We start from the raw sequence: 12,614 nt of genomic DNA, 5'->3' as shown, positions 1-12,614 counted from the left end.
CGTTCACCGGCCCTGGAGGTAGCTGCGCAGAGCTGCGGTGGCCTGTTCCACCTCGGTGACTCTCACATGCTCATCCGACTTGTGGGCATACAGCGGATTGCCGGGACCGAAATTCACCGCCGGAACGCCGAGCGCGCTGAACCGGGACACGTCGGTCCAGCCGAGCTTCGGAGCCGGGGACAGTCCGAGAGTGTCGATGAAGTCTTGGGCGATCGCCCTGTCGAGCCCGGGACGTGCGCCCTCGGCGGCATCGGTGACGACGACGTCGAATCCGTGGAAGAGCTCGCGCAGGAATCCTTCAGCCTCGGCCGCCGACTTGCTCGGGGCGAAGCGATAGTTCACGGACACGACGCATTCGTCGGGCACGACGTTGCCGGCGACGCCCCCGCGGATGTTCACAGCGGAGAGGGATTCGCGGTAGTCGAGGCCGTCGACCGTGACGGTGCCCGTCTCGAACTCGGCGAGCCGGGTGAGCACCTCGGCGGCTGAGTGGATCGCGTTGACGCCCATGAAGGCGCGTGCCGAGTGGGCGCGCACACCGGTGGTGGTGACGTCGACGCGGATGGTCCCGTTGCAGCCGCCTTCGACGGAGGCGTTCGAGGGTTCGCCGAGGATCGCGAAGTCACCGGCCAGCCAGTCCGGGTGGCTGCGGGAGACGCGGCCGAGCCCATTGAGCGAGGCATCGACTTCCTCGTGGTCGTAGAAGACCCAGCTGACATCGCGGTTCAGGGCGGTCAGCGCGGCCGCCGTGGACAGCTGCATCGCCACTCCGGCCTTCATATCGCAGGCACCGCGGCCCCAGATGACCTCATCGTCGGGGTAATCCGCCCCGGTCAGGTGAGTGCGCACGGGCGGGAGATTGTCTTCGACGGGGACGGTGTCGAGGTGGCCGGCGACGACGATGCGTTCGGCCAGGCCCAGATGCGTGCGAGCGATGATGGTGTCGCCGTCGCGGAGGATCTCCAGGTCCGGTCCCGGGCCCGCGCTGATCCTCTCGAGCACGTCGACGACGGCATCGGCCAGTGCTGTCTCGTTCCCGGACACGGATTCGACGGCGCACAGGCGACCGGTGAGTTCGCCCGGGTCGCCCAGTGCGGCGAACAGGTACTCACCGAGGTCGCCGGTGGGTGCGAATATGGCATCAGTCTCAGCAGATGGATCGACAGTCATGTCTCTTAGCCTAGTACGGCGCCACCGTCTAGGCTTGAGGCATGACAGAACGCATTGTTTCCGCACGTGGACTCGCCACGATTCATTCCGACACCGTCCTCTCTGTTTGGTACCCCGCCCTGAGCACCGGTGATACCCATGACACCGCCGAGGAGGCCGCCACCGCCCGCGCCGTCGACGATGGCCTCAACGCTCTGGTGGGCACCGATGAGGCTCGCGGCACTCACTCCGAGGTCGTCACCACCACGATCGATCTGGACGCCGGCCCCGCCTCGGCGGCCGATGCCTACCTGCGTCTGCACGCCCTGTCCCACCGCGTCGTGGCCCCGAACGATGTCAACCTCGACGGCATCTTCGGTCATATCGCCAATGTCGTGTGGACGTCTTTCGGCGCCTGTTCGCCCGAGGACTTCGAGGCCACCCGCGCGAAGCTTCTCGGTCGTGGACCCGTCGCCGTCTACGGACTCGACAAGTTCCCGCGGATGACGGACTTCGTCATCCCCTCCGGCGTGCGCATCGCCGATGCCGACCGTGTCCGCCTCGGCGCTCACCTGGCACCAGGCACCACGGTCATGCACGAAGGCTTCGTGAACTTCAACGCCGGCACGCTCGGCTCGGCCATGGTCGAAGGACGCGTCTCGCAGGGCGTCGTCGTCGGTGACGGATCGGATATCGGCGGCGGAGCCTCGATCATGGGCACGCTCTCCGGCGGCGGCACGCACCGCATCTCCATCGGCGCGGGCAGCCTGCTCGGCGCGAATGCCGGAGTCGGCATCTCCATCGGCGACGACTGCATCGTCGAGGCCGGCCTCTACATCACTGCCGGCACCCGTGTGACGGTCCCCGGCGAAGACGATGTCGTGGTCAAGGCCGCCGAGCTCAGCGGGAAGAACAACATCCTCTTCCGCCGCAATTCGGTGACCGGCACCGTCGAGGCGATCGCCCGCGACTCCAAGGGCATCGCGCTCAACCCCGACCTGCACTGACCCGCAGGCCAGCCGTGCGCTGCGCGATCGCAGATCGGCGATGACGGCTGGGCCCGAGCGGAAACACCTGTGCCGAATCACTGAGGGCGCGTTCACATCACGTGGACGCGCCCTCAGCGCATTCACCTCCATGCCGGCACCCTCAGCGCATTCACCTCCCCGCCGGCACGCTCAGCGCATTCACCTCCCCGCCGCGCCCTCAGCTCATTCACCTCCCCGCCGCGCCGGCGCCCGCATCCGACATGCTTCGCGACACGACACCTTTCTAGCAGCAATACACCTCGTGACTCCCACAACGCTCCGCTCCTGCCGGAGGTTATGGGACGAAAGGTGAGGGGTGCTCAGGCAGTCGTATGAAAAGCCGCCAGCGGTGAGGGATGCCGGCACACGACACAAGTCGCTCGCACGCAGCGTTTCGGCGGCCCCAACCTGCACCCCTCACCCGCAGCGGCTGAACATACTGGTCCTGCAGGAGGATCTGCCGCTGAAGGTGAAGGATGCGCAGGCGCCTGTAGGAGAAGCCGCCAGCAGTGCAGACAACCGGGAACGGCAGGAAGCGTCTGAAGCGGTGAGGGATGCTGCGGGACGGACGCGGACGGTGAGGGATGCCGCGGGGGCGGACGCACACGGGGAGGGAGGCTGCAAGAGGAGGGTGGGACGCGATGAGTGAATGCGCAACGGCGCCGGACAGACGATTCTGCTCCGACGCCGTTGCGTCTGCCGCGGCAACCCTTGTGCCGTGGCGGGACTCAGCCGCCTGCGGTGACGCGGACTTCTGAGTGCCGGGACTCAGCGTTCGCTGATGTCCTTGTAGTCGCGGTTGTAGGCGCCGGTGTAGATCTGGCGCGGACGACCGATCTTGGTCTCGGGGTCCTTGATCATTTCACGCCACTGAGCGATCCAGCCGGGCAGACGGCCGACCGAGAACAGCACGGTGAACATGTTCGTCGGGAATCCGAGAGCCTTGTAGATGAGTCCCGTGTAGAAGTCGACGTTCGGGTAGAGCTTGCGCTCGACGAAGTAGTCGTCGGCCAGCGCGATCTCTTCGAGCTGCTGAGCCAGTTCGAGCAGCGGGTCGCCGCCGGAACGGGCGAGGACCTCATCGGCGGTCTTCTTGATGATCTTCGCGCGCGGATCGTAGTTCTTGTACACGCGGTGACCGAAGCCCATCAGACGGACGCCGTCTTCCTTGTTCTTCACGCGCTCCATGAACTTCTTCGGTCCGTCGTCAGATGCCGAGATCTGCTCGAGCATCTCGAGGACGGCGGAGTTCGCGCCGCCGTGCAGGGGTCCGGCCAGGGCGTTGACGCCGGCCGAGATCGACTGGAACACATTGGCCTGCGAGGAGCCGACGAGACGAACCGTCGAAGTCGAGCAGTTCTGCTCGTGATCGGCATGGAGGATGAACAGCTGATCCATGGCCTTGACCGCCAGCGGATCCGGCTCGTATTCCTCAGCGGGAACGCCGAAGTTCACACGCAGAAAGTTCTCCACGAGGCTGAGCGAGTTATCCGGGTGGATGACCGGCAGCCCCATGTTCTTCCGGTGCGCGAGGGCGGCGATGGTCGGCATCTTCGCGAGCAGGCGGAACGACGAAGTGTCGATCTGCCCTTCGTCAAAGACATCGAGGTCATCTTGGTAGAACGTCGACAAAGCCGCGACGGCAGCTGCAACCATGGGCATCGGATGAGCGTCGTACGGGAACGCGCGGAAGAAGCGTCGCAGGTCCTCGTGGACGATGGTGTGTCCGCGCAGGCGGGCGTCGAACGCGTCGAACTGTTCCTGAGTCGGCAGCTCACCGTAGATGAGGAGGTAGCAGACTTCAACGAAGTTCGACTGTTCGGCGAGCTGTTCGATCGGGTATCCGCGGTACTGCAGAACGCCCTCGTCACCATCGATGTAAGTGATGGACGACGAGGTGGTCGCGGTGTTGGCAAACCCTGGATCGTATGTGACCGCGCCGGTCTCTTTCAGCAGAGAACCGATACGGTATCCGTTGTTGCCCGCTGTCGCTGACACCTCGGGCAGTGTCAGCTCCGTATCAGCGATCCTGAGGTTCGCCTCCGAAGTCATTCGATCTCCTCACCGTTGATCGACCTCAAGAACTTCCTGAGGTGTCTTGCACAGTTCTTTCAAAGACTACCGACAACTGCGGGAATCAGAAAATCACTGCACCCTTCATTTACCGGTCGGTAATGCCTCTGATCTGGGAAGATACCGACTTTTTTGCCCTGCATGAAGTCTTAGCGGGAGCTTAGCGGACGCTCGGAAACCATTGGAATCCTCGTGCGAAGTTCCATCGACTCCCGGGCGAAGGTCCGTCTACGCGCCGGCTCGCAGACGTTCGGCCGCGGCCTGAATGCGTTCGTCGGCCGCGGTCAGCGCAATCCGCACATGATCGGCAGCCGCCGCTCCGTAGAACTCGCCGGGACCTGCGACGATGCCGAGTTCGGCGAGGTCGGCCAGGGAGTCCCAGCAGTTCTTGTCGGCGGTCGACCACAGGTAGAGACCGGCGGTCGAATGGTCGATGCGGAATCCGAAGTCTTCGAGTCCGGCTCGCAGCCGGACACGCCGTGACCGGTAGGTCTCCTTCTGTGCTGCCACATGCTCGGTGTCGCGCAGGCCCGCGACCATGGCCTCCTGGATCGGGAAGGGCACGATCATACCCGCGTGCTTACGAGTTCGGATGAGATCGGAGATGAGCTCGGCATCACCGGTGACGAACGCCGCCCGATAGCCGGCGAGGTTTGACTGCTTCGACATCGAATACACACTGAGCACGCCCGCATAGGACTCCCCCGCGGCCGAGAGCACACTCGGCGCCGGTTCATCGGACTCCCAGTTGAGCAGTCCGTAGCATTCGTCCGAGGCGACGACGACTCCGGCGGCACGAGCACGGCGGACCACCTCGGCGAGGGTGTCGACACCGAGGACCTCGCCCGTCGGGTTGCTCGGAGTGTTGATCCACAGCAGCCCCACGCCCTCCAACGAGGCTCCGTCGACGATCTGCTCGGCGTCGATGCGACGGCATTCGACTCCGGCGATCGTCGCACCCATCTCATAGGTCGGGTAGGCGGCTGACGGACAGGCGACGACCAGACCGCGCTCACGCAGGCCCAGCAGCGTCGGCAGCCACGCCACGAGCTCCTTCGAGCCCACGGTCGGCAGAACCTCGGTCGCGGGATCGAGCTGCACCGAATGCCAGTTCTCGTACCACCACGCAATTGCTTCGCGCAGCTGCAGGGTCCCGGCAGTCGTCGGATACCCGTGGGCGTCTCCGGCCTCGGCCAGTGCACGACGGATCACCTCGGGGGTGGGGTCGACGGGAGTGCCGATGGAGAGGTCACACACTCCGTCAGGATGCTCGGCGGCCCGGCGACGGAATTCGGTGAGCCGGTCCCACGGGTAGTCCGGCAGGTTGAGTCCGAAAGAGTTCGTCATCGTTCAGTCGTCGTGGTTCTGCGGCGGCAGGGCGGCGATGATCGGATGGTCCTTGCCGGTGTTGCCGAGCTTCGCCGCGCCTCCGGGCGAACCGAGGTCGTCGAAGAATTCGACATTGGCCTTGTAGTACTCTTCCCATTCGTCGGGCACATCGTCTTCATAGAAGATGGCCTCGACGGGGCACACGGGTTCGCACGCACCGCAGTCGACGCATTCGTCGGGATGGATGTAGAGGCTGCGTTCGCCCTCGTAGATGCAGTCGACGGGGCATTCGTCGATGCAGGCCTTGTCCTTGAGGTCGACACAGGGCTGGGCAATGATGTACGTCACTGGACTGACTCCTCGAAAGACTCACAGATGGTGCGCATATAGACTCCACAATACGCCTTCGCCCGATTCCCGTGACCACCGGTGTCAGGTGATTCACATTGCATCTGACATCCCCGCTCACGCCTGCGCCCCGGAGGGACCGCTGTGTCATAGGGTGGGAGGGCATCATTTTCGCGGAGGAAGGCCAGAAGTGGACGATCTGCAGCCCGGCAGACGAGTGGTCGTGCGGTATTCGCTCAACCCCGGTGACACCCATTCGACGTCCGATGCCCTCGGCGTCGTCACAGCCGTCGACGAGGCGGGGCTCGAGATCGATGCGAAGCGCGGGCCCTTGCGCATCGCTCGCGACCAGATCCTCCTCGTCCACGAGGTGCCGCCGGCTCCGACGAAGGCCGGACGCACCCACGAGATCGTCTCCGTCGTGGATCTGCGACGCATCTCCGCGGCCGCCTGGCTTCCCCACGATGTGTCCTGGCTGCACGTGGAGAACCTGCGCAACGAAGGCACCGAGGCGGCCGCCGAGGTCAGCCTGCTGCAGAAGGGCTGGCTGCTGCGCAGTTCGGAATCCGCGACCCGCCGGGCCAATTCCTGTCTGCCGGTGACCGATTCGGGTCTGGGCTGGGAACAGGGACTCGACGCCGTCGAGGAATGGTATCGGACTCGAGGCAGGCCCAGCCGCATCCAGATCTACTCCGCCGACGATTCCTCAGCGCTGGCACCCGAATGCGAGGGGCTCGCTCCCCTCCTCTCGGCTCGTGGCTACACACCCTCCGAGGCGGTCCTCCTGCTCACCGGTGCCACCGCTGAGGCGGCCGGTGGTGCGTCCTCCCCCGCCGAGGCGGCCGCGCCCGGCCTGATCATCGACGTCTCCGATGCGCCGACCGAGGAGCATTTCGCCGCGTGGACGTCCCAGCGCAGCCCCGGTGACGAACCGGGAGCGGAAGAGGCGTTCCGTACGCTCATCGAAGCCGATCAGCCGTGTGAGTTCGTCACCGCCTATGCTCAGCATCCCGATGGGTCTCGGTCGATGGTGGCGGCCTGCCGAGTGGTCGAGCGCAGCAAATGGGGTGTCATCACCAACCTCATCACCCGCCCTGATCTCCGCCGACGAGGCGCCGGACGGTCGGTGGCCGGTGCCGCGGCAACGCTGCTCGCACAACGCGGAGTCCGGTCCTACCTCGTCGACATCGAGTCGAGCAATGAAGCGTCGGTGAACCTCTTCGCCTCTCTCGGGGCGACCGTGCGTCACCGGTCCTGGTACGCCGAAGCAGACTGAGCGGACGGGACGGGCCGCGGGCTGCGGGCTGCGGCGAAACGGCTCAGAGTGAGGCAGACTCGTGCGGGCTCAGCCCTTGCACTCGACCTCGTTCACCGGCCGGTACACCGTGGTGAAGCCGTCTTCCGTGGTCCTGCCCGAAGCAATGTCCTTCATCGTCCGGGTGATCCGGATCGACCAGCCGCCCTTCGGCGACTGCGGGGTGCACGAGGCTCCGCTTTCGGTGACCGACCCCGGTGAGGTGTGGTTGAACCGGTCCGAAGCGTCGGCCGAGACCTCGTACTTCTTAGTGCCGAAGACCTTCGCGTGGACTTCACCGTCCTTGAGGTACATGTCGAGGACGACGGGGGTCTTCGAATTGTTCGTGAACTTCATGTCGATCGAAGACCAGTCGAGGGTCGACTCCCGACCTTCGGGGTACCGGGAGATATAGCGCGAATGCGCCTGGTGCTCATCGAGGTCGAAACCGGCGAAGAATGCGGCATTGAACAGTGTCGTCGACACCTGCGAGACTCCTCCGCCGTAGTCTTCCTTCATCTGCCCGTCGGAGATCACGCCGGCAGGTTTGTAGCCGTTCGCGGCGGTGCGCTGGCCCAATGCTTCGTTGAGGGAGAACTGCTCACCGGGCTGGAGCACGGTGCCGGAGACCTTCTTCGCGGCCACCCGCAGGTTGGTGTCGCGGTTGGGTTCGGAGCTGTACCCGGTGGAGAAGTGCGACACCGTGTCGGAGACGTCCGCCTTCTTCGCGTCCTTCGTCGTGAACTCGGGTCTGACGGAGGCCAGGGTGACGCTGGGCTTGTCGTCCTCGCCGTTGATGGCGTCGTTGACCGCAGTGGTCAGCTCTTTGGCCTTGATCCCGATTCCATCGCGGGAGGGCACGACCTCGGGCTTGCCGTCCTTGATCTCGAACCCGGCGTCTTCGGCCGGTCGCCCGATGTCCTTGTTCGCAGCCAGCACCGACTTCTGCAGCTCGTCCCGATCGAAGACCGGTTTGAGTTTCGAGTCCTCGGCCTTGAAGGTCAGAGTCTTCGCAACGATCTTCGGAGACACGGTGAGATCACCGCCCTTGACCTCGGAGTCCGCATCCTTGCCCGGCTTCGCAGTGATCGTGAGGTCCTTGCTCACGGCGTCTTTCGCGAAACCGTCGGCCATGTCTTCGGCTTCGGCCGTGGTGATATCGGGATCGATGCTCGTCGGGCTGACCGGCAGAGCTTCCTCGGTGCGCAGCCAATGCTCGTCGACGGCGGTGCGCACGTCTGCGGAGTCGACGGTCTGGCCCTTCTTGCCGTCCTTGACCTTCGGTGTGGTCTTCTCATACTCGAGTTCCGCGTCTGTGGGTTCGACGGCGAGGGATTCGGTGACCTTCGAGGTCTCCTTGTCGAACTTCTTCTCGTCGACGTCGATGACGGGATCGACGTCGTCTTCGCCGAACAGGCGCTGCCAGATGACGGTGGGGTCGAGGCTGAAGCCGGTGACGCGGTCGACCGTGGCTTCGGCGTCGAAGGTGATTCCGGCCTTGTTCGGGTCGAGCTTCGCGGTCGGCTCCCCTGCCTTCAGGACGATGACCTTCTCTGCCTCGTCCCGCAGTTCACTGCGCAGGGTGGTCTCGGCATTCGTCGCGGACTTGCCGCCGATGTCGATTCCGGCCACGGTCGTCCCCGGTGCCAGCACTCGTCCGCTGAAGAAGCCGATGATGACGTAGACGGCGGCCAGCACGAGGACTGCCAGGAGGATGAAGGGCCAGATCCTCCTCTTCCGGGCATCGCTGCCGGACGGGTCGGGCCCGCCGGGGTTCGAGGTTCCATCGGACAAGGTCGTGGTCGGCATCATTCTCCCGAGGGTGTCGATATCGACTGATTCGGTGCGGTTCGCACGAGTCTAGCGAGTGCGATCGTGCCCGCGCACGTTGATGAAGGAGAAGACAGCGGCCAGGACCATCGGTCCGAGCAGCCACACAACGGAACGCAGCAGGCCGGTCACGATCATATCGGAGCCGGGCAGCCACTTCGGCTGGCCGAAGGCGAAGGACAGTACGGCGATGATGACGGCTGCGACCAGCATCGGGGCGCTGCTGCGGTACATCGTCTTCAGATGCCACAGTCCCGCCGCGGCCAGTGCCAGGGCCAGCACGAGTCCCCACGGCAGGATGATCGGGGTCCCACCGAGGCTGATCACCGTGACGTTGAGGTGCTGCATGGTGCCGAGGAAGGCGATGAGCAGTCCGAGTACGACGGAGTGGAGGTAGGCGAAGATTCCGGGTTTCCGCGGTTCGCGACGACGTCGCAGAGGCGCAGCGGCTGCCGCGTTCTCCTGAGCTTCCACCGCTGCGATGTCGAGCCCGGTGAGGACGTGCGGAGCCGGTCCCCCGTTGAGGGTTTCGGCTGGGATCGGGGCCCCTGCGCCGATGGAGAAGTATTCGTGGTCGCCGATCTTCTGACCGACGCTGTTCGACAGAGCGAAGAATCCGCCGGACACGCTCACCTGAGTGCGGTGCGCTTCCAGGGCAGCGCGTTTGGCCGGCAGCACCGAGGTGACGTCCTGGTCGATGACGATCTCACCGATCGGGGGTTTGGCCGGGATCGTCTCGGCCGCGGAGAATCCGGTGGCGGCGAATCCGTCTTGGTTCGAGTCGAACGACCGGCGGGCCGCCTCGGCGGGGGTGTCGACGCAGAGGAGCCGACCGGTCCGCCATTCGGCGAGGTCGAAAGCCAGGGTCGTGGCCTCGTGCACCCGCACGTGATCGGGGTGTCCGTATCCGCCGTTGGCGGCATAGGTGATGATCGCATGCGGTTCGAAGGCATCGATGACGGCGGCGATATGCCGGCCCACGGTCGTGACATCGGCCGCGCACAGGGCGTTGTCGGGCATCGTCGACGCGGGGCGGGCGTGTCCGTCCGGCCCCCACTCCATTCCCGAATCCTCGAAGGTCCGGGTGGTCCCGCCGAGGAAGGTGTGCATGCTCACACCGAGGGCACGCATCGCCTCGGCGATCTCCTGTTCCCGGACGCGGGCGAGACCGGCACGGTCGCCTTCGAGGTGTCTCAGTTCGGCGGGGATGACCTCGCCGCCCTCACCACGGGTGGCGGTGAGCACCATGACCTCGGCACCTTCGGAGACCAATGCGGCGATCGTGCCGCCCGTCGTGATCGTCTCATCGTCGGGATGAGCGTGCACGAGGAGGACGCGTGGCGTAACAGTCATTGGTTCCTGGGTGTTCGAGGTCATTCGGTGCTGCCGGCTCTGGGAATCCGGTTCAGGCGTTCTGGCGGCGCATCTTCGCGTAGAGCTTTGCGCGTTCCTTCTGGTCGAGTTCGACCTTGCGGATGCGGATGGCACCCGGGGTGACCTCGACGCATTCGTCCTCACGGGCGAATTCGAGGCTCTCCTCGAGGGTCAGCTTGCGCGGCGGGGTGAGGTTCTCGAAGCTGTCAGCCGATGCCGAACGCATGTTCGTCAGCTTCTTCTCCTTCGTGATGTTGACGTCCATATCGTCGGCGCGCGAGTTCTCGCCGACGATCTGGCCCTCGTAGACCTCGGAGGTCGGTTCGACGAAGAAGGTGCCGCGGTCCTGCAGGTTGATCATCGCGTACGGGGTGACGGCTCCGGGGCGGTCGGCCACGAGCGATCCGTTGATGCGGAACTCGATGTTGCCGGCCCATGGACCGTATCCGGCCGAGATCGTGTTTGCGATTCCGGTGCCGCGGGTCTCGGTGAGGAACCGGGTGCGGAAGCCGATGAGACCGCGAGCCGGAACCTTGAACTCCATCCGCACCCAGCCGGTGCCGTGGTTCGTCATGGTCGACATGATGCCCTTGCGTGCGGCGAGCAGCTGGGTCACGGCGCCGAGGTAGTCCTCCGGAACGTCGATCGTGAGCTCTTCGAAGGGCTCATGGAGCTTGCCGTCGACCTGCTTGGTCACGACCTGAGGTTTGCCGACGGTGAGCTCGAAGCCTTCGCGACGCATCTGCTCGACGAGGATGGCCAGGGCCAGCTCTCCGCGCCCCTGCACCTCCCAGGCGTCGGGACGTTCGGTCGGGACGACCTTGAGGGAGACGTTGCCGACGAGCTCCTGGTCGAGGCGGTCCTTGACCATGCGAGCGGTGACCTTCGTGCCCTTCTCACGGCCTGCCAGCGGCGAGGTGTTGATGCCCACGGTCATCGAGATCGCCGGATCGTCGATGATGATCGCCGGCATCGGCTTCGGGTTGTTGATGTCGGTGAGCGTGTCACCGATCATGATGTCCGGGATGCCGGCCACGGCGACGATGTCGCCGGCCGAAGCCTCCGTGGCGGGCACTCGGTCGAGACCCTGGGTCTCGAGCAGTTCGGTGATCTTCACCGAGCTGATCTCGTCACCGCGGGCCCAGGCGACCTGCTGCCCCTTCTTCAGCGTGCCGCCGAAGATGCGCAGCAGTGCCAGACGGCCGAGGAACGGTGAGGCGTCGAGGTTCGTGACATGAGCTTGGAGTATGCCGTCGGAGTTGATCTCCGGTGCCGGGATCGTCTCGAGGATGGTCTTGAACAGCGGCTCGAGGTCGGGGTTGTCCGGGACCGCTCCATCGGCGGGCTGTTCGAGGGAGGCGGCACCTGCCTTCGCGGCGGCGAAGACGACGGGCACGTCGAGGACGGAGTCGACGTCGAGATCGGGCACTTCGTCGGCGAGGTCGGAGGCCAGTCCCAGGAGCAGGTCCTGGGCTTCCTCGACGACTCCGTCGATGCGCGCATCGGCGCGGTCGGTCTTGTTGATCACGAGGATGACGGGCAGCTTCGCGGCCAGCGCCTTGCGCAGGACGAAGCGGGTCTGCGGCAGCGGACCTTCGGAGGCGTCGACGAGGAGGACGACGCCGTCGACCATGGACAGTCCGCGTTCGACCTCTCCGCCGAAGTCGGCGTGGCCGGGAGTGTCGATGACGTTGATGACGATGGGGTCGTCACCGGCCGAGGGGCCGTTGTAGAGGACCGAGGTGTTCTTCGCGAGAATGGTGATGCCCTTCTCGCGTTCGAGGTCGCCTGAATCCATGACGCGTTCGGCGAAGTCGCCGTGTTCGCTGAACACACCGGTCTGCCGGAGCATGGCATCGACCAGAGTGGTCTTGCCGTGGTCGACGTGTGCGACGATTGCTACGTTTCGGCGGTTATCCCGTCGTGTGATGGCTTCAGTCATCAAGAACCTTTTTGAGATAGAGAGATCGGTCCAGCCCGGACCCAACAGACAATTATACGGCCACTGAGGCATTCGCAACGACAGCCGGGGTGCGCGACTGCGCACAGCGATGAGTGGGGTCAGTCGGTGCGGTGAATGCGAAATGTGGTCACAGCGCCGAGGAGAATCGACCGTTGGGGCCGATCTGGCTCGGTGCTGTGACCACATTCGACGGCGGGCGAGGCCATCGCCTCCTGCCCGGCGGAGG

At 65.1% G+C, this 12,614-nt stretch carries 9 protein-coding genes; 2 read left to right on the top strand and 7 right to left on the bottom strand.

Going from position 1 to position 12,614, the window contains the following annotated elements; translation table 11 throughout:
• Positions 1-3: 3 nt before the first annotated feature.
• Positions 4-1,170: a succinyl-diaminopimelate desuccinylase gene (gene dapE / locus FHG09_RS12530; RefSeq protein WP_152347981.1), complete on the bottom strand. Its 1,167-nt coding sequence runs from the start codon at positions 1,168-1,170 to the stop codon at positions 4-6.
• Between the two features lie 41 nt (positions 1,171-1,211).
• Here dapE and dapD point away from each other — a divergent pair, with 41 nt between their 5' ends.
• Entirely contained in the window at positions 1,212-2,156 is a 945-nt protein-coding gene (gene dapD / locus FHG09_RS12525; protein ID WP_152347980.1) for a 2,3,4,5-tetrahydropyridine-2,6-dicarboxylate N-succinyltransferase, read from the top strand.
• A 789-nt stretch (positions 2,157-2,945) separates the two neighbouring features.
• On the opposite strand, the gene FHG09_RS12520 is transcribed toward dapD, so the two are convergent.
• From FHG09_RS12520 to fdxA, 3 genes are all read right to left on the bottom strand, one after another.
• Complete coding sequence (locus tag FHG09_RS12520) at positions 2,946-4,229, bottom strand: citrate synthase (RefSeq protein WP_152347979.1); 1,284 nt, start codon at positions 4,227-4,229, stop codon at positions 2,946-2,948.
• A 249-nt stretch (positions 4,230-4,478) separates the two neighbouring features.
• Entirely contained in the window at positions 4,479-5,597 is a 1,119-nt protein-coding gene (gene dapC, locus FHG09_RS12515) for a succinyldiaminopimelate transaminase (RefSeq protein ID WP_152347978.1), read from the bottom strand.
• 3 nt (positions 5,598-5,600) lie between these two features.
• Positions 5,601-5,927, bottom strand: a complete 327-nt coding sequence (fdxA, locus tag FHG09_RS12510; protein WP_039210571.1) for a ferredoxin — start codon at positions 5,925-5,927, stop codon at positions 5,601-5,603.
• A gap of 190 nt (positions 5,928-6,117) precedes the next feature.
• Between fdxA and FHG09_RS12505 the strand changes: the two genes are divergently transcribed.
• A complete protein-coding gene (locus FHG09_RS12505; protein ID WP_152347977.1) occupies positions 6,118-7,203 on the top strand; it encodes a GNAT family N-acetyltransferase in 1,086 nt (361 codons plus the stop codon).
• Between the two features lie 69 nt (positions 7,204-7,272).
• On the opposite strand, the gene FHG09_RS12500 is transcribed toward FHG09_RS12505, so the two are convergent.
• Genes FHG09_RS12500 through typA form a run of 3 tightly spaced genes read right to left on the bottom strand, consistent with a single transcriptional unit; the run spans position 7,273 to position 12,367 of the window.
• Positions 7,273-9,033: a VanW family protein gene (locus FHG09_RS12500; protein WP_227492742.1), complete on the bottom strand. Its 1,761-nt coding sequence runs from the start codon at positions 9,031-9,033 to the stop codon at positions 7,273-7,275.
• 48 nt (positions 9,034-9,081) lie between these two features.
• Entirely contained in the window at positions 9,082-10,404 is a 1,323-nt protein-coding gene (locus tag FHG09_RS12495) for a PIG-L family deacetylase (protein WP_152347976.1), read from the bottom strand.
• 52 nt (positions 10,405-10,456) lie between these two features.
• A complete protein-coding gene (gene typA / locus FHG09_RS12490; protein WP_152347975.1) occupies positions 10,457-12,367 on the bottom strand; it encodes a translational GTPase TypA in 1,911 nt (636 codons plus the stop codon).
• Between the last annotated feature and the right edge of the window lie 247 nt (positions 12,368-12,614).

Source organism: Brevibacterium sp. CFH 10365, from assembly GCF_009299785.1.
Lineage (GTDB): Bacteria > Actinomycetota > Actinomycetes > Actinomycetales > Brevibacteriaceae > Brevibacterium > Brevibacterium limosum.
The sequence above is the reverse complement of the archived record's forward strand: the minus strand, read 5'-3'. Positions and strand labels throughout refer to the sequence as shown.

Coding starts and splice junctions, on each gene's coding strand:
- dapE (WP_152347981.1), bottom strand. CDS start 1,170: ATGACTGTCGATCCATCTGCTGAGACTGATGCCATATTCGCACCCACC.
- typA (WP_152347975.1), bottom strand. CDS start 12,367: ATGACTGAAGCCATCACACGACGGGATAACCGCCGAAACGTAGCAATC.
- dapD (WP_152347980.1), top strand. CDS start 1,212: ATGACAGAACGCATTGTTTCCGCACGTGGACTCGCCACGATTCATTCC.
- dapC (WP_152347978.1), bottom strand. CDS start 5,597: ATGACGAACTCTTTCGGACTCAACCTGCCGGACTACCCGTGGGACCGG.
- FHG09_RS12520 (WP_152347979.1), bottom strand. CDS start 4,229: ATGACTTCGGAGGCGAACCTCAGGATCGCTGATACGGAGCTGACACTG.
- FHG09_RS12500 (WP_227492742.1), bottom strand. CDS start 9,033: ATGATGCCGACCACGACCTTGTCCGATGGAACCTCGAACCCCGGCGGG.
- FHG09_RS12495 (WP_152347976.1), bottom strand. CDS start 10,404: ATGACTGTTACGCCACGCGTCCTCCTCGTGCACGCTCATCCCGACGAT.